Below are 16862 nucleotides of genomic sequence, written 5' to 3' on the forward strand. Positions count from 1 at the left end.
TCACCCTAAGTCTTTATATATAAAGTTAAAATATGCTTTTATTGTGATATTTAAATCAAAATTTTCTTTCGCATATTTTTTTACCTTACTAATTTCAGCTTCAGGAAATTGGTCATTACTATATATATATTCAGCGGCTGATTTGGCATCCTTGAATATAGGAACATTTTTATATACTCCTTCAGCACCTGGCCAGTTAAAAATAATAGGTTTTGCACCTGATGCCATACCTTCAGCAGCAGCAGTATGACAGCCTTCAATATCACTAGTTGAAAGCATCCATCCAATTTTTCTAAACCAAGCAGCTACATCGGCACCATATTCGTCAAAAATAACACCATTTTTTAAGATCGGATTATTTTCAATTCTCTGGTATTGCTCTAAAAAGTAATTTTTCTCATCTTCTTTAACCCATACAAAAGGAATATCCCATGGGTGTTTAGACTTTATACGTAATGTATATCTAGAATCTAAACTACGTAAATGCTCAAGAATATCTAAAGCACGATCTAATCTTTTTAAGGTCGGAACCATACCTAGTAGACCTAGAGTATATTGATAAGATCTTGCTTTAGGTCTATTGAATAGATCAATATCTGCATATTGTGGAATAGTAGATATTTTTTCTTCCAGCCAACCATAATTTTCGATACAATGATTTTTTATATAATCACTTACTACTATTACTTTTTCAACATTTTCAAATTTAATTAAATTTGGTTGATTAGTCGTAATCTCAAAACGATGTAAACGAATCAGTAATTTTTGATGAGGCAATTTATTTTGACTATAATAAACTGCTGCTCCTACTGCCCACTCACAAAGAATAACATCTGCCCACTCTAAAAGCTCTTTCGACTTTTTCACATCGTGTCGAAGAGTAGTAATCCAATTATCGAATTTAACTTCCAGATTATTATCTTTGAGCAACTCATTAATAACTCTTGTAAAGAATTTATTATCATGAGATGCAATTAGAACTTTCATTTTCTCCTTAAGAATAGGTTTTTCTATTACTTCTTGCTGCTCATAAAAGGGAGCCAACTTTATTTTATAAGTATTAGAAAAACTATATTCTTGAGCAACTTCCTGTAATTTTTTAGACCAATAAATATATAATTTTGGATAATTAACAAAACTATCTACAACTGATGGAATTTCATCTATTGAGCTAATGAATCCGGGATAGTCATTTCCAACCAATCTTATATTAGCAGCTGTTTTCTTCAATAATGGTAAGGTACCAACTGACATTGCTTCTAATAGTTTAGTTGAAATTTCATTACTAGTATCATATACCTCTTGTCTTAATGAAAGCATAAATGAGGCTTGAGATACTTTTTGAATAGTTGCTTTACGATCTAACTGTTTTATCCATGTAAAATTAGAATAATTTTCAGAATTAGTTAATTTCTCTTTAATTCTGCTTACGAATCCTTTATCGAGTTTAGATGAGTTGATTTTAGAACCAACATACATAAGTTGATATTTATTAAAATTATCAACAAATAGTAGATCTAAAAAATCCTCAACATAGTATTGCTTATCTAGCTTTCCTGCATATATCAAAATAGGATTTTTAATTTTTTTCTGTATTGTTTTAGTCATTGTCTTCTTAAAATCAGGGACAATTGGATTTAAAACAATAACTTTACCAATAAAATCAGGATACTTATAATCAAAGTATGACCGCATCTCCTCAGTTTGAAGAATTACTCTTGCAATATAAGGTAATGCTTTCTTTATAATATCCTGCTCATAATCATCCTCATATATATTTAATTTAGCAAAATATGTATCAACTTTTGATAAAATTTTCTTATAAGATGGATTGTCGGCCTTATTTACTAACTCTTTTAAATATCTTGGAGCTCTTAATATAATATGATCTAAATGGATCTTTTTATCCAAACCATTTAAAATAGTAAACAATTCATAAGTTGAGCAAGGGTTTTCGTTATCTTTTACTATATAAGGATTATTAAAAAGATCTATAATATTTACATGTGGAATTTCATCCAACAAAATACGAGAAGTAATTTTATCTCTTAAAATTAAATAAACATTAAACTTATCTTTTGGAAAAATTGATGATATAGATTGTAACCAGATAGATGAGCCATCTATACCATTAGTTGATATATCACCAAATATAGCAACATTCTTCTTATTTACAATCATTACAAAACGCTCTTATCAAACAATACATTATTAAATACTGACAATCTATCTAAAATAATAGGATATAAAGCTAGATCATTCTGATGAATCAAAACCTTATTAATTCTATTATTTTTCAACAATAGATCTAACAACTGATTTGTTCTAGGAATATCATCGTAAGTACCAAAATAGCTCCATAATGGACTGTCAGTTATATGAGATAAGTTCAATTCTATCTCGTCAAAATTACCATACATTAATAACTCTTTAAAATTATTAGGAGTTACTAATGTCCAGCCATTTTCTTTTGATAGCTCATAACTAAATGTTAATACCTGCTTTCTATCTTTCAAAATAGGTAAAAAATAGTATTGTGGACTTGGTTCATCTTTGTTTATTTGAACTTGTGAGTTATTACTGACTATTTCCTGCTTTAGAATTACCTTACTCTCTTGAAGCGCAGTATTTTTTACACTTGCCTTTTTAGTAGCAGCTAGAAGTTCTTTGATAAACTTATTTAACTCTAAAATTTTTATAGAATTAGGCCTATCATAAAACTTCATAATTGCCATACCAACACGAAAAGCATGTGTATTCTGTAGTTGGAAGACTTTTTTCTCTAAATCATGAATATAATTTTCAATTTCATGAACCGTTTTTAGTTCTTTCATCTTTTGCCTGATTACCCCACAAAACTCATTACAGAATCAGCTGGCAGCTGAATAAACTCGGTATGTTTTACTAAAACAGCACGGACATCTGCTTGCTCTAAAGCCTCTTCCAAGTCTACTAAACGGCCATTTTTAATTTCAGCAGGTAACTTATGAATATTTGGTTCAACCAGGAATAATTCGACATCGTGGTTTAGACCGAACTCTTTAGCGATCTCAACTGCTGGGCTTTCACGCAAGTCATCAATATCTGGTTTAAATGCCAGACCTAGTAGAGCAACTTTTGGTTTACGGCCTAAAGCACCTAGTTTCTCGATTTCATTTTCAATTTGCTGGATTACCCATTTTGGCTTGTAATCGTTCACTTCACGTGCTGAACGTACCATTTTTGCCAGCTCAGGAGTTTTATTGACAATAAACCATGGATCGACAGCGATACAGTGACCACCAACGCCTGCACCAGGTCTTAAAATATTGACACGAGGATGATGGTTGGCAAGCTTGATCAGCTCCCATACATCAATGTCTAATCGGTCGCAGATCAATGAAAGCTCATTGGCAAAGGCAATATTGACATCACGGAAAGCATTTTCAGTGAGTTTGGTCATTTCTGCAGTACGGGCGTTGGTCTCTAGTAGCTCACCTTTTACAAAGATACGGTAAACATCTTTGGCCTTTTGAGTACAAGCTGGTGTCATACCGCCAATGGTACGGTTGTTTTCAACCAGTTCACGAATGACATGCCCCGGCAAAACACGTTCAGGGCAATAGGCAATATGTACGTCTACATCGGTGTCGGTCTCATGCTTAGCAAATTTAAGCTCCGGACGTAACGCAGATAACCACTCTACCATTTGCTCTGTCGCACCGACTGGAGAAGTCGATTCAAGAATGACAATATTGCCCTTCTCCAGTACAGGCGCAATGGTATTGACTGCAGCTTCGATATAAGAAAGGTCCGGTGTATAGTCTTCGCCTTTAAATGGTGTTGGTACCGCAATTAAAAAAGCATCGGCAGGTTCAGGCTGTAAAGAGGCTTTTAAATGGCCAGAAGCGACTACTTTTTTAACGATTTCTTCCAGACCCGGCTCAACAATATGGATTTTACCTTCATTGATGGTATCAATCGCATACTGGTTAACATCAAGCCCTATAACTTGTGCTCCAGCATTTGCAAACATGGTTGCTGTCGGTAAACCAATATAACCTAGACCACTAACTGAAATTTTTAACTCTGACATGGATTTTCTCTACAATCTTAAAAATACGTTTCTATTGTTCGTTGATGCTTTACGATTAGGCAAACTGCTTTAAATGCTCAACAATTCTTTGACAGGCAAGACCGTCACCATACGGGTTGTGCGCCAGGCTCATCTGCTGATGTAGCGCATCATCATCCAATAGTGCAGCGGTTTGCTGAATAATTAACTCTTTTGATGTGCCGACCAGCTTTACCGTACCTGCTTCAACTGCTTCCTGACGTTCTGTGGTATCGCGCATAACCAGTACAGGAATACCTAACGATGGGGCTTCTTCCTGAATACCGCCAGAATCGGTCAAAATGATATGACTGTGCTGCATGAGCCAGATAAACTGGACGTATTCTTGTGGTTCAATCAGCTTAATGTTATCAACACCATCAAGGTACTGATAAACGGGCTGCATCACGTTCGGGTTCATATGCACCGGATAGACAAACTCAACTGCCGGATAACGCTCTGCCAAGGCTTTAATGGCTTTACAGATATTCTCAAAGCCTTCACCAAAGTTTTCACGGCGGTGACCTGTGATCAGGACACGTTTTTTGCTTAGATCCAGCATGTGGAAATGAGCACGCATGTCTTGCTGTAAGGCTTCGTTATTATTGAGCTGGTCTTTGACGTAGAGCAGTGCATCAATCACGGTATTGCCGGTAATGCAGATTTTGCTTTGATCGATATGTTCTTGCAGTAAATGGTTGGCAGAGGTCTGTGTCGGGCAGAAATGCCATTTGGCAATTACACTGGTCAACTGACGATTGGCTTCTTCCGGCCACGGCGAATAAATGTCATAAGTTCGCAAGCCCGCTTCTACATGGCCAACATCAATTTTTTGATAGAAAGCTGCCATCGCAGTACTGAGCGTGGTTGAGGTATCGCCATGCACCAATACCAGATCAGGTTTACAGTCAACCAGAACCTCTTCAAGCGCCAGCATCATGCGGGCATTCAACTCTGTCAGGCTTTGCCCTGCTTTCATAATATTCAGGTCATAATCGGGCTGGATATCAAATACAGATAAAACAGAGTCCAACATTTGTCGATGCTGTGCCGTGATGCAAACCTTGGTTTCAAAAGCAGGATCTGCACTTAATAATTTTACCAGAGGCGCCATTTTGATCGCCTCAGGTCTTGTTCCGAACACAACTAACACTTTCATATTTTCACCAAATTATTCAATAATTTATTAAAAAAATTATTGTTTCAACACCAGACTCTATGAATAGACCTGCTTTCTCCTGAACCCTATATCCATCAGGGGAATACAGCCTATACATATCATCATCAAATTATTTTCTATAAATCCAAGGCGACCTTGGCTGCAATGGCAATCTGGTACAGCACTTGCGTGATACCACGTGTTAACTCCACTACCTTGGTTTGTGCCTTAGGCAAGACTAAAATTTCATCGCCCTGCTGAATCTTATAACGCTTACTGACCAGTTCGGACTCACCATTTTGATGGATCACCACCAGTTTTGATTTATTGGATTTCTGGGTAAAACCACCAACCTGATCAATATAAGATGCGGCAGTCATATTGGGCTGCCAGACCACACCATTCGGGAAGGTGACTTCACCATGCACCATAATGACGGAGGTTTTTTCCGGAATATTCAGAATGTCGCCATTTTCCAGAATGACATCATCAAAGTCTTTCGGATTAAGTACCACTTGCCCCTTCGGCTCAACGGTACGGGCCTTGGCAATAAACTGTTTTACCAGTTCGGCATCTTTTACCCGCAGATTGGCTTCTTCCTGCGTGGTGGAACGTACAGAAAATGTGGCTTCTTCAAGTTTATCTAAAGAAACGTTGAGCATTTCTTTCTGGCGTTTTGCTACCGATGGGCGGAAGAGTTGTAACGCCTGAACTTCAGACAAGGTATTTGGCTGGATCTGCTTGAGCACTTCCGAAAGTTTGGAGCCATAAGGTAATACTACTGCATGGGCACCATTATGGGCACCTTCAATACGTACCTGAATGGTACCTGCATAACGATCGGCCGTAACCGTTAAGATATCACCATCTTCAATCACAACATTACTGGCAGCCGAAAGCGGATAGTATTCACTCCGGTATTCGGCTCCCTGACGGCGCATAATACTGACATTGGTAGCGCCCGGTTTAAGCTTGGCGACGGTCAATGCTTGAGCGACGGTGACTTCGGGAACATTAAACTCGAAATCGTAGGCATTGAACACTTCGCCGGAAACCGAGAAAGTATGACTACGCGGCGCGACCACAATCACATCACCATCACGGAAACTGAACGGTTGCAGCTTACCTGCGATCAGAAAGTCATAAAGATTGACATACTGCTTTAGCTGGCCATTGCGCATAATCCGGATATCGACATAACTGCCGCGCTGTGCATCGACCCCGCCAGCACGGTCCAGATAAGCCAGTACGCTGTCATTGGCGACACCACCGTAAGAACCTGGCTGGTTGACAAAACCAGTGACCATAACCTTAACCGGTTGTGACTGAACCAGTGCGGCATAGACACCGACATTGGCCACATAGGTTTTACGTACATAGCCTTCAATCAGGGACTGCAAGCGGCCATTGGTAGTACCCGCCACCTTCACCGGACCGACATTGGGAATAAAAATATTGCCTTGAGGGTCAACCGTTAAAGTTCCGGCAAACTGGTAAGCGCCCCATAGACGCAAGTTAATATTATCACCCGGGTTAAGCACATAACTGTCATTAAAGGTAGAGCCTGCAGTGCTGGCAAAAGCCCCTTTAAACAGTTGCTCACCAAACATTCTGGTTGCGGTCGGGTATTTCGGTGCACTACTTGGCGAAAGCCCGACCACCGACTGACTTGGTAAAATGGTGTTATCAGCAACATTATTATTTGTCTGGGACTGATTATTATTGGCCTGACCGACATTGCTGGCTAGCTCTTGCGGTAACAGAGACTGTAAATCTGCCGCATAGCTATAAAACGATGACATGGCGAGCATACTGGTGATTAATATCTTTTTCATTTCACTTACTCCTTATGCTCACGGATAATCGAGTAAATCAACATCGTGATACCAAACAAAATATTTAAAATTAGAAAATAGGTTGCAATCAGATACAGTGTTCTTGGATAGACCGCATCTTGCGCCAATTGTGGAGTCGAGACCACCACCAGTTTTTTCAGCTTACGCGAAGCTTCCAGACGGGCTTTTTCCAGTGAAGCCAAAGAAATTTTATATAGATCGGTCGCAAACTCGACATTGGCTTTTAAAGCTTCAAAGTCCGCCACGCTTTTGTTTAACTTGCTGGTATTTGGCGAGGTAAGCTTGGCCTTTTCATCGGCAATCTGCTTTTGTACTGACTCGATCTGGCTACGCACCGATACCACTTGAGGCGCTGTTTCATTTAGATAGCTTAATAAGGTCCGTTCTTCGGTACGTAACTGTGCCAGGTTCGACTCGAGCGTGGCGACAATGGTCGCGACTGCCTGTGCTTGGGCCTGTGGATCGAACATCTGGTTTTTATTTTGATAGTCCAGTAAGGCATCACGAGATTGATCAAGCTGTTGTTTGGCTTCAACCAGCTGTTTTTCAGCAAACTTGAGCTGTTCTTCTGCAATCTGTTGGGAAAGGTCGTTAATAAAGGCTTCACTATTTTTTAGGATTTCCTGATTGAGACGCAGTGCAAAACCTGAACTAAAGCCTTGAGATGCAATGGTCATCATCATGGTTTTTTCATCCAGATCCACTTTAATACGTTTATTAAAGTATTCTACTAAATCTTCAATTGAAGCATCTGGGCTTAGGCCAAAGACCGGATCATTTTGTGCAATAAAGGCTTTACGCAAATTGAGTGTTTTATCCAGACTTTCAACCATATTCCGCGAAGAAATATAGGCGGTTAAGATATGCGCATCTTCATTGCTGGTATTGCTGACACCCAGTAAAGTGCTGAGCCCATTGGTTGCTGCGGCATTAGAGACTTCACCGACCTGTTTTACCAGTAGGGTCGACTGGGAAACAAAGCGTTCCTGGGCAAAAAACACGAGATACGCAATGATAAGCAAAAGTGGCAACATCACTATGGCGATGTAGCTTATGATTAAGCCTTTATTTGTTATTGACCGCATACGCTTTATAAACCTCTATTGCCTCTGCAACATCTGCAAAATATTCCGCCTGACCATTCCGCATTAGAAACGCTACATCACAGTTGCGGGTTAAATCATCTAAATTATGGGACACCATAATAATATTGGACTTCTGTTTTAAATCATCGAGTAAAGCTTGGCTCTTTTTCCTAAAGTTGGCATCACCAACCGCTCCTGCTTCATCAAGCAGATAATAGTCAAAATTAAATGCCATACTTAGGCCAAAGCCAATCCGAGAGCGCATCCCTGATGAATAGCTTTTAATCGGCATATCAAAATATTTACCGATGTCAGCAAAAGACTCGACAAATTTAATCACCTGATCTACTTCATCTTCATGGCTGAGATAAAGCCGTGCCACAAAGCGAACATTCTGGCGTGCTGTCATACTGCCCTGAAAGCCACCCGATAACGCCACAGGCCAGGAAATCGACTTATTGGTTATGACCTTGCCACTGTCAGCAAAATCAATACCACCAATAATGCGTAACAAGGTACTTTTCCCTGCACCATTTTTACCTAAAATCGCAATACTTTTATTCTCGGGTAAGACCGCATTGAGATCTTTAAAGACATAATGACGACCTTTGGGGGTGACGTAAGATTTAGTCAAATTGCGAAGTTCAATCATTTTGACTTCACCATTTGTTGCTCAAAGCGCTTGTAGAGCAACAACCCAAAAAATAAAGATACTATAATCCATAAACTTACATATATAAGGGATACTCCCGAAACTAATGGATAAGTAGGTGCCACAGCATGTCGCATTAATTCAAAAATATGTAAGAGTGGATTCCATAATAGATACTGTTGATACTCAACAGGAACCAAATGAATGGTATAAAGCACCCCAGATAAGAGATAAAGGATAAAAAATAAAGGAGATACAAATTTATTAATTTCGGGTGAAATACTACCGACTACCAGAAGGATTAGCCCTATGCTTAGCGTCAATAAAAATAGTAAAAGCCAGTAACCTAATAGTTGTGGAATCGCCTCAGCACTTATAGTAAAGCTAAACCATAACAGTATCAGACTAAATAATATATAAGCGGTAAAATGTAAAAATAACTCTAAAATACTGCGTGCCAGCAAAGCATCGATCGGTTTGACAGGACGATAAGTAAATAATCCCTTATTGGCTTGTACAGCAGTTAGGGCCTGAGCTGAAATTTTCCTGAACATAAAAAATGGTAAAATGCCATTGAGTAGGAAAATTTCAAAATTCATACCAGGAATAATTTTTTGTCTAATTGTCCCAAATAAAACAAGCATAAAGCCAATATGTAACGCTGGTTCTAAAAAAATCCAAAAATAACCAAGGCGGAACTGACCAAAACGGGTTTGTAACTCCCGTAAAAAAAGTGCACGAACAGATGCATACATGACTTGCAGTCCGCCACGCGGTTTTAACCGTGGTAATCCTTTTAAACTGGATGCTGGCTCATCCATCCGACCCCCTGTGAGTGCTCAATCTTTGCACTGGCTTCATTTTCCAGCGAAGCTTAAATTATTTTTTCGGAAAGTTAAAGTTTCAAAATGTTCCATAATTTTGAATTAGGAGAAAGTTCTTCTATTAAAAAACGACAAAATAGGCCACAAATTAAATTAAAATATGCCAACTGGTCGTTCATCTTATGAAAATAAATAAATTTCAAAAGGTTACAAAATTAAAAATCAATTCTCTCTACGTAAAAACTCATAAAAATAATGTAGTGAATTGTTATTTTGATAACAATTCACATAATTAAATTACTCGTCTTCGTCGTAGATGTAGCTCATGCAGCCCCAGCCATCGTATTCACCGCCAAACTGCCCGGCAATACGGATCATCCATTCTTCCAGATCGGCAATATCCTCATATTCGAGAATCATATTGACATGGATATTTAGCACCCATAAATCCGAGCCATCCGAATGCTGTTCTTCCTGATAGAGCGAGATTTTTTGCTCTTGATGCAGCAGATGCAAGGCGCATTTTTCGATCTGTTCCTGCTGCTCAAATACAATCGAAAATTCAACTTCATGCGGTTCACTGAGGTCATTACCATCCTCAACCATTTGCCACAGTACGTTGCCGTTATCATTATCGGGGAATTGTTCATAATCGCGTGTCATGGTCATATCCTTGGTGTTGTTCTGAAGCTAACATCGGTTATAGATTAACCTACTTTTATGTCATTTTTTAGTCACTTTAATGTCATTATTGTAGCTAAAACCCCAGTCTTTTCAGGCCATTTTCCGGTTCAGGCCCATGTCATCGACAGCACTACCTGATCCAGACAACGAATGCCATGTTCATAAATCGGCTCCGGATAATCGCGAAAAACATCATGCTCGATATGTGACAACCGGAAGCCGCACTTTTGATAAAGGGCCAGCTGATCCAGACTCGAGTTTCCGGTCTTGACCCATAGCGTCCGGATCGCGAGCGCTTTGGCATTTTCTACCACATGACCAATCAGGGCCTTGGCCAGACCCCGTCCCTGGGCCGGCTGAGCGACAGCCAGATTTTTGATTTCGGCTTCATGTTGCCTATGCAACAGGCAAAGTTGCGCCTGAACATTGCCCTGTTCATCCAGCATAAGCAGGATAGTTGCCGTAAACAGATAGGTGCTGACCTGTTTCCAGTCCGGATCGGCCATCAAGAGTAAGGGCTTGAGCTGGGCCTGCTGTGCTTCGGTTAAGCTATTCCATTGGCATTGCAAGACTGGGTACATGCTATTTCACCTCGTCTGGAAGTCTCTAAAATGTTACCTCGGCACGGATTTCAAGCTCATGCCGTTTAAGGGGATGCTGAAAGGCCAGATAGGCTGCATGCAGCGCCATGCGGTTTAAATGAAAGCGGGCGGGTGCAGGATGATACAGTTTATCGCCCATGATCGGATGGCCAATGTGCATCATATGCACTCGCAATTGATGCGAACGCCCCGTGACTGGTTCTAAGCGGACACGGCTTTGATCAGTGGCTGCATCATAGTCAATACGCTGGAATAAGGTTTTGGCCGGCTTGCCCAGTTCAAAATGCACCATCTGGCGTGGGCGGTTTTCCCAGTCGGTGATCAGTGGAACCTCCACACTGCCCTCGGCCTGAATCTCGCCTTGTACCAGTGCTTCATAGTATTTTTTGACGGTTCTGGCCTGAAACATTTTACTGACCGCGACCTCTGCTTCGCGATGCTTGGCAAACATGAGCAAACCCGAAGTGGCCATATCCAGCCGATGCGTCACTTTAGCCGCAGGATGCTGTTGTAAGACCCGTAAATAGGCACTGTCCTGATGTTCAGGTAAACGCCCCATCACCGACAATAGCCCGGCAGGCTTGTTTACCACAATCAGGTCGTCATCTTCATAGATGATTTCTAAAGGCTGTTGTGGAGGCGCGTAAACAAAGTTGTCATTTAAAGGCATGAGAAAATAGCCAAGCAGGCACAAGGACGGAAACAGCAGCGATTATAGTGCTGCACAACAGTTTCGCAACAGGCTTATGTTCTCGGCCAGAGCGTTGAATGATTAAGAATGGGCTTTAATGCCTTTGCTTAGGTTGTCTTTATATTTCTGTTCCAGCAAGGCAATATCCCGGTTTAAAAAAGCAGTCAGATAATCTTTTGCCCGGGCCAGACTCAACTGTTTAAAGGAAATGGTTTCCTTGCTTTTACGGGTCACCAGTCCAAATAGGTCTTTTTTGGGTACAATCACCACAACATCGCTGTCCAGCTTAAATTCCAGCTGTTGCGACTTGGCATAGGCATCGAGGGTAATGGCAATGTTTTGACCGCTTGCATGATCGGTCACCATAAAACGGGTATCGGCACCATTGAGCTGTAACTGGCGAACCAGTTGCTGACGCCAGCTGATCTGGTCAAATCTGGCCAGAACCGTGCTCATGTCAAGCATCCCCACATGCTCGATCTCATTGTGGTGGATATGATGAGGATAGCGGATGTTAAGCTCAAACTGACTCATTCTTGTTTTGACCTGTCCCTGTGATCATGTTTTGATTTTTAGGTATAAATAAAATTATATCATTTTGTTTTTTAATATAAAAATATCGATTTATCTTCATAATGGCAGGATTACAGGATGGATGTCACATTCGTTTTTGCTTTTATTGAACTGGTTTTTATTATTTAAGCCGTTTGGCTGATTTTATATTTGATTAAATTTTTTAGGGTATCAAGGGAAAACAGTGGTTGTTTACTTCAACACCTATGACTTTGTAAGCCATAACCTTTGCCTATAAACTTTTGATCTATAGCGTCCTAAGCCGAATCGAGACCTTTTGGGTTCGTACACACTTGCTTTGTAAGCGTCGGTGCATGCTACTCTTTTCGATCCCTTTCACACCCTTGAGACATAGTTTAGGCAGATCACGGCGGGATTGTTTTCCTAAAAACTGCTATTTTTAACGCTTAATGAAATAATTTTGCATGCCAAAAGATAAATCTTGAAATATTTCCCACTTCCAGTAAAAAACTACGATTTATATTCCGATAAATTCAAATTTACATGTGTATTTTTTCAAATAGATGCTTAAATCTAGGCCCAAATCACCATAATTGCAGCCACAATCACTAGCCATAGTCCCCAATGATCGGTTTTGGCCAGTTTTTCCTTAAAGAAAAAAGCCGAGATCAACAAACTAAATAAGATTTCGACCTGTCCCAGCGTTTTGACGATGGCGACGGTCTGCATACTCATGGCACTAAACCAGCCGACCGAGGCCAGAAAACTACAAATACTCACTCTCAAGGTCAGCCCAACGCGCTGCCACATTTTATAGAGCGTCGGGCGGCTGAAAAATCCGAGATAGATCAGCAGTACCATGCATTGAAAGCTGATCAGGCTACACAGCACCCAAGCGGCACGATGCAGGAATGGCAACATACCCAGTTCCAGACTGGCTTCACGCACCAATAAGGAGGTGATGGCAAAACAAAGCCCACTGCCCAGCCCGATCATCAAGGTTTTAAAAGAAAGGTCTGACTGTTGTTTGCCTTTACTGAGTAAGAATACCGCCACTGCCCCAATCACCACGCCAACCCAGCCCCATGTGCTGAGATGTTCCTGTAAGAACAGTACTCCGACCAAGGCAGCCAGAATTGCTTCACTTTTGGCCAGCCCTACCCCGATGGCATAGTTCTTTTGCTGAAACAGTTTCACCATCAAGGCCGTGGCATAAATCTGGCTCATGCCTGCAATCACGATATAGAACCAGAATTTATCGGAAAAATGCACCGGTGCGGTGACAGGCTGATGCAGATAGAGAAAGGCCAGATAGCTAAAGGCAAAGATCGGTGAAAAGATAAATCGCGCCAGCGTAGTCCCGTAGACATCGACGCTGGTACTGAGTTGTTTTTGAAATGCATTGCGCCAGGCCTGCATAAATGCAGCCATTAGGGTGAACAGAATCCAGGTGATCATCATAAGCTTGCACGCAAGAGCAAAAGTGCCGCTAATTTACGCGGTTCTGGCTGGTTTTTCGATAGTCGTCCGTGCTTAAAAACTTAAATCATTAAAGTCTTTCACTTTAGACAGATAGATCGGCGGCTGCTTGATTTTGCTCCATGTTTCTTTAAATCTTGGCTCCTCCTCTTCGTCTTCACTCATATTTTTCCGTATTACTTTTTTGCCTGTTAAAAAGTTAATACTGGTCTGGCTTTGAATGAGCGGGCCACGATTATTTGAATCATCATAGCCAATCAAGCGTAGATCATTGCCTTCCAGACGGAACAGATAACGCCAATAACCATAACGGCCATGCCCGTAATGAATATCAAGTAAATTATTATTAATCTCAAGCCATAGATCAGGTGGGAAATAAACCCCGCCATCTTCATTTTCCGAGCTAAAACAACTGAGGTTGCTGAGTAGGGTTTTGTATTTGCCTTTTTGATTCAGCAATACAATCACACCACGGCGGTTACGGTCTAACTGCCCACGATATTCATCTTGTACAAAGGCTTTGGGATCGGTGGCTTTGACGATCAGTACCACATCCTTCAAACCATCTTTATTCAGGTCGCCTTCAATCGCTTCAAACAGTTGATATTTTGCAGGGAGATAGGCTTTATAAGTCACTTTATCTTTACGTAGTTTCAGCTCTTCTGCTGTTGGCTGTGCTTGGGCAAACGTTGTTTGCGGCAGTATAGATAGGCTTAAGCAAGCCAAGCTAAGTGCAATACATTTCTTATTCATTTTTATTTCATCATTTAAGTAGTGATTACGGTTATGGCCCTTTAGAGGGAATGGCTGAGTTTCTGCTGGCGTTTTGCACGAATCCAGCGTGCCGTGACGATCACTAAAATAATGACCACAACGGTAATCAGCACAGGCATGATAAAGGCCAGAATGGATAATAAGATCGAGCCAACCAGTTCACCGGTAGCTACCACAAAATTACCCAGCCCTCCTGTGGTTGCCGTCGAAACCCCACGTGCGGCTACGGTACTCATTTGTACCACGCCTGCGGTTCCACCACCGACAATCAGCGCCGCGGCCCAAGTCGCAAACTGCGACATTTCGCCGCTGCTGACTGCCATCGTGGTCAGTGTCCCTGCCACTACAGCCGCAGGTGTGGCAATAGTATCTAATAGATTATCTACCCACGGCACATAGTAAGCTGCAATTTCACAAATGGTAGCAAAGCCCAGCGCCATACACACCGATGGAAGTGCTAGCCATTCAAAGCCTTGGGCAGGTTGATACCAGCCCATGAGAGTGGCAATACTCATCGCCAATAGCGGCACAAAGACACGAAACCCACAGGCTGCGCTGAGTCCAACGCCAATACAGAGTCCTAAAATTGTTTCCATCACGGATTACCTTTCTATGCCTATGACAGGTCTTGTTATTTACATCTTATTTTTAAGGTAACAAAAAGCCCTATCAAGGGATAGGGCTTTTATTCAAACAGTGGGTAACTGTTTGGTATTTTGCGGCTTAGGCATTCTTACTGTTGAATTGATTGCCAAGGCATTTGGTACACGGAGGTAAACGATCAGTACCAATTTCTAAATAGGTGCGGTGTCCGCATTGAACACAAAAATAGAAGCCTGTTCCAGGTTTTTCGCCAGCAGTTACCATCTTTGTTCTCCATAGATTTTAGAAATGGTACATATACTATAGCTTGATAGTTTTGATTATTTATTGACCTTTCCGACGAGCGGTGATGGCGGAAAGGTTAAAACTATCTTATTCTGATTAAACTTTAGTAATTCGTTTAAACTTGTCGCTTTGCTATAGCTAAAACATGTCCAATATTTGTTACCAATTTAGCATTTATTTGCAAAAAATCTTGTTGTAACTGCCCTAAAGGTTCATTCTCTTTGCCATAATCTTCAGTATTATATGTAAAAAATATTATTTTTTCCTGAAATCCAGAAGCTCTCAGCTTACTAGAGAAATCAAAAAAACATTCAAAAACCTCACAATCTTTAAAAGAATCTTTTCCTTTTTTTGATGGGGCTATACATTTATAGACCCTATCACTAGCTTTTAAAGTTTGATCATTTTCTCTACATAAAAGCTTACATGCAAATAGAAAATTCATTGAAAGCTGCTTTAAATTATTCTCTATCATATCAAATAAATTATGAGCAAAATTTTGCAAATTTGTCCCTAGCAAAAGATTAGATAAATGAATAAAAATTGCAGAATTTCGCTGGGTGTTCTTAAAAGAATTTTTTGCATCTGCAATTACTTTTTCAATATTATCATGCCATTCTTTATGCACTACTTCGTTCGCAATCAACCATACTTTATTGGATTTTTGCAAGTTAATAAGCTCACTAATCTCTGAAATATATTTTTCAGATAAAGCCTTTTGATGAGTTGAGTTTATTAAATTAAGAATTGAGCAAGTATCTACAAAAATCACCCTTTGAGGATTTTGTGAAATTTCAGAAATTATATCTGTCGCCTTAACGAATACTGTACTCATCTAAATATTCCAATAATCCCAGCCCAAACTCATACTCTATTACTAAATCTAAAGCTCTATCTTCTTCCCAACCTTGTTCTATCAAAATCTTCTGTAAGAGATCAGTGTTAATTGATTTCGTCTTTGATAAATCAAATGCAAGACAAATAAACTCATACCATCTTTTTCTATCGCATGGATGACTACTGCCTGTAGACATATTTGCTAGAGTTGAAAATCTTCTCAAACATTCTGCTACAGGTTTATTTAAAATATCCTCATCCTGTAAATCATCGTTAGTTATTGTAATACTTATATTATTTTTTTCAGATAAAGGAAGTAGGTAAATATCATAAAATTCTGTTATTAAATCATTATATTGCTCTACCGTAAGCCAACCACTTTCTTTAGGAACAACATTTGGTATATATAAAGTTCTTTGATCTTTGAAAAATATAGTTAGTCCACAACTAGGTAATCTAGGATCTTCATTGCGCTCAAAACAATAAACATCTTCGCTCACGAACGATTTAGCATTTTGTTCTCTATCATAACTTCTTTGCCAAGGCACTGTAATGCTATTAGTAATATCTTCAATGTAATTCTTCACATCTTCAATATTATTGAATGAAATAAAGACATCCTTATAAGTTTTCACTTTAATTTCTCATAAAAAACCCTATCATCAAGATAGGGCTTTTATTAAGCAGAATCAATTACTTTCAGA

Annotated in this window: 18 protein-coding genes; all 18 read right to left on the reverse strand. The window is 39.9% G+C overall.

The features are described 5' to 3' along the window. On the reverse strand, nucleotides 1-2181 hold the full coding sequence (locus OC23_RS15695) for a glycosyltransferase (RefSeq protein WP_038345901.1): 2181 nt from the start codon (nucleotides 2179-2181) through the stop codon (nucleotides 1-3). Then, nucleotides 2181-2834: a hypothetical protein gene (locus OC23_RS15700; protein ID WP_038345903.1), complete on the reverse strand. Its 654-nt coding sequence runs from the start codon at nucleotides 2832-2834 to the stop codon at nucleotides 2181-2183. Before OC23_RS15700 ends, OC23_RS15695 begins: the two co-directional genes overlap by 1 nt. 11 nt (nucleotides 2835-2845) lie before the next feature. Further along, nucleotides 2846-4075, reverse strand: a complete 1230-nt coding sequence (gene wecC / locus OC23_RS15705) for a UDP-N-acetyl-D-mannosamine dehydrogenase (protein ID WP_038345905.1) — start codon at nucleotides 4073-4075, stop codon at nucleotides 2846-2848. A 55-nt stretch (nucleotides 4076-4130) separates the two neighbouring features. Then, nucleotides 4131-5252: a non-hydrolyzing UDP-N-acetylglucosamine 2-epimerase gene (gene wecB / locus OC23_RS15710; protein WP_038345907.1), complete on the reverse strand. Its 1122-nt coding sequence runs from the start codon at nucleotides 5250-5252 to the stop codon at nucleotides 4131-4133. A 137-nt stretch (nucleotides 5253-5389) separates the two neighbouring features. After that, nucleotides 5390-7087 (reverse strand): polysaccharide biosynthesis/export family protein, encoded by a 1698-nt coding sequence (locus OC23_RS15715; protein WP_038345908.1) that lies wholly within the window; start codon nucleotides 7085-7087, stop codon nucleotides 5390-5392. A 5-nt stretch (nucleotides 7088-7092) separates the two neighbouring features. Then, a complete protein-coding gene (locus OC23_RS15720) occupies nucleotides 7093-8193 on the reverse strand; it encodes a capsule biosynthesis protein (protein WP_038345909.1) in 1101 nt (366 codons plus the stop codon). After that, nucleotides 8174-8845 (reverse strand): ABC transporter ATP-binding protein, encoded by a 672-nt coding sequence (locus OC23_RS15725; protein ID WP_038345910.1) that lies wholly within the window; start codon nucleotides 8843-8845, stop codon nucleotides 8174-8176. Before OC23_RS15725 ends, OC23_RS15720 begins: the two co-directional genes overlap by 20 nt. Further along, nucleotides 8842-9666: an ABC transporter permease gene (locus OC23_RS15730; protein WP_038345911.1), complete on the reverse strand. Its 825-nt coding sequence runs from the start codon at nucleotides 9664-9666 to the stop codon at nucleotides 8842-8844. Before OC23_RS15730 ends, OC23_RS15725 begins: the two co-directional genes overlap by 4 nt. 300 nt (nucleotides 9667-9966) lie before the next feature. Then, nucleotides 9967-10332: a ribonuclease E inhibitor RraB gene (locus OC23_RS15735; RefSeq protein ID WP_038345913.1), complete on the reverse strand. Its 366-nt coding sequence runs from the start codon at nucleotides 10330-10332 to the stop codon at nucleotides 9967-9969. Between the two features lie 128 nt (nucleotides 10333-10460). After that, nucleotides 10461-10934, reverse strand: coding sequence for a GNAT family N-acetyltransferase (locus OC23_RS15740; protein ID WP_038345915.1), 474 nt, complete (start codon nucleotides 10932-10934; stop codon nucleotides 10461-10463). A 25-nt stretch (nucleotides 10935-10959) separates the two neighbouring features. Next, nucleotides 10960-11625 (reverse strand): RluA family pseudouridine synthase, encoded by a 666-nt coding sequence (locus OC23_RS15745; RefSeq protein WP_038345916.1) that lies wholly within the window; start codon nucleotides 11623-11625, stop codon nucleotides 10960-10962. 102 nt (nucleotides 11626-11727) lie between these two features. Next, complete coding sequence (locus OC23_RS15750) at nucleotides 11728-12180, reverse strand: hypothetical protein (protein ID WP_038345918.1); 453 nt, start codon at nucleotides 12178-12180, stop codon at nucleotides 11728-11730. Between the two features lie 573 nt (nucleotides 12181-12753). Next, entirely contained in the window at nucleotides 12754-13641 is an 888-nt protein-coding gene (locus tag OC23_RS15755) for an EamA family transporter (RefSeq protein WP_038345920.1), read from the reverse strand. A gap of 72 nt (nucleotides 13642-13713) precedes the next feature. Further along, nucleotides 13714-14412, reverse strand: a complete 699-nt coding sequence (locus OC23_RS15760; RefSeq protein ID WP_038345921.1) for a hypothetical protein — start codon at nucleotides 14410-14412, stop codon at nucleotides 13714-13716. Nucleotides 14413-14453: 41 nt separating this feature from the next. Further along, entirely contained in the window at nucleotides 14454-15029 is a 576-nt protein-coding gene (locus tag OC23_RS15765) for a DUF4126 domain-containing protein (protein WP_038345925.1), read from the reverse strand. Nucleotides 15030-15156: 127 nt separating this feature from the next. Beyond that, on the reverse strand, nucleotides 15157-15300 hold the full coding sequence (locus OC23_RS18900) for a zinc ribbon-containing protein (protein ID WP_004637424.1): 144 nt from the start codon (nucleotides 15298-15300) through the stop codon (nucleotides 15157-15159). Nucleotides 15301-15436: 136 nt separating this feature from the next. Beyond that, nucleotides 15437-16156 (reverse strand): PIN domain-containing protein, encoded by a 720-nt coding sequence (locus OC23_RS15770; protein WP_052209187.1) that lies wholly within the window; start codon nucleotides 16154-16156, stop codon nucleotides 15437-15439. Continuing rightward, nucleotides 16137-16793 carry a hypothetical protein gene (locus tag OC23_RS18610; RefSeq protein WP_052209188.1) on the reverse strand — a complete coding sequence of 219 codons (657 nt, stop codon included), beginning with the start codon at nucleotides 16791-16793 and terminating at the stop codon, nucleotides 16137-16139. Before OC23_RS18610 ends, OC23_RS15770 begins: the two co-directional genes overlap by 20 nt. Nucleotides 16794-16862: the final 69 nt, after the last annotated feature.

Source organism: Acinetobacter sp. A47 (genome assembly GCF_000805455.1).
In the GTDB taxonomy this organism is placed as follows: Bacteria; Pseudomonadota; Gammaproteobacteria; order Pseudomonadales; family Moraxellaceae; genus Acinetobacter.

What these genes read in the sequence shown, in the direction of transcription:
- OC23_RS15695 (WP_038345901.1), bottom strand. Translation starts at nt 2,181, where the DNA reads ATGATTGTAAATAAGAAGAATGTTGCTATATTTGGTGATATATCAACT.
- OC23_RS15700 (WP_038345903.1), bottom strand. Translation starts at nt 2,834, where the DNA reads ATGAAAGAACTAAAAACGGTTCATGAAATTGAAAATTATATTCATGAT.
- wecC (WP_038345905.1), bottom strand. Translation starts at nt 4,075, where the DNA reads ATGTCAGAGTTAAAAATTTCAGTTAGTGGTCTAGGTTATATTGGTTTA.
- wecB (WP_038345907.1), bottom strand. Translation starts at nt 5,252, where the DNA reads ATGAAAGTGTTAGTTGTGTTCGGAACAAGACCTGAGGCGATCAAAATG.
- OC23_RS15715 (WP_038345908.1), bottom strand. Translation starts at nt 7,087, where the DNA reads ATGAAAAAGATATTAATCACCAGTATGCTCGCCATGTCATCGTTTTAT.
- OC23_RS15720 (WP_038345909.1), bottom strand. Translation starts at nt 8,193, where the DNA reads ATGCGGTCAATAACAAATAAAGGCTTAATCATAAGCTACATCGCCATA.
- OC23_RS15725 (WP_038345910.1), bottom strand. Translation starts at nt 8,845, where the DNA reads ATGATTGAACTTCGCAATTTGACTAAATCTTACGTCACCCCCAAAGGT.
- OC23_RS15730 (WP_038345911.1), bottom strand. Translation starts at nt 9,666, where the DNA reads ATGGATGAGCCAGCATCCAGTTTAAAAGGATTACCACGGTTAAAACCG.
- OC23_RS15735 (WP_038345913.1), bottom strand. Translation starts at nt 10,332, where the DNA reads ATGACACGCGATTATGAACAATTCCCCGATAATGATAACGGCAACGTA.
- OC23_RS15740 (WP_038345915.1), bottom strand. Translation starts at nt 10,934, where the DNA reads ATGTACCCAGTCTTGCAATGCCAATGGAATAGCTTAACCGAAGCACAG.
- OC23_RS15745 (WP_038345916.1), bottom strand. Translation starts at nt 11,625, where the DNA reads ATGCCTTTAAATGACAACTTTGTTTACGCGCCTCCACAACAGCCTTTA.
- OC23_RS15750 (WP_038345918.1), bottom strand. Translation starts at nt 12,180, where the DNA reads ATGAGTCAGTTTGAGCTTAACATCCGCTATCCTCATCATATCCACCAC.
- OC23_RS15755 (WP_038345920.1), bottom strand. Translation starts at nt 13,641, where the DNA reads ATGATGATCACCTGGATTCTGTTCACCCTAATGGCTGCATTTATGCAG.
- OC23_RS15760 (WP_038345921.1), bottom strand. Translation starts at nt 14,412, where the DNA reads ATGAATAAGAAATGTATTGCACTTAGCTTGGCTTGCTTAAGCCTATCT.
- OC23_RS15765 (WP_038345925.1), bottom strand. Translation starts at nt 15,029, where the DNA reads ATGGAAACAATTTTAGGACTCTGTATTGGCGTTGGACTCAGCGCAGCC.
- OC23_RS18900 (WP_004637424.1), bottom strand. Translation starts at nt 15,300, where the DNA reads ATGGTAACTGCTGGCGAAAAACCTGGAACAGGCTTCTATTTTTGTGTT.
- OC23_RS15770 (WP_052209187.1), bottom strand. Translation starts at nt 16,156, where the DNA reads ATGAGTACAGTATTCGTTAAGGCGACAGATATAATTTCTGAAATTTCA.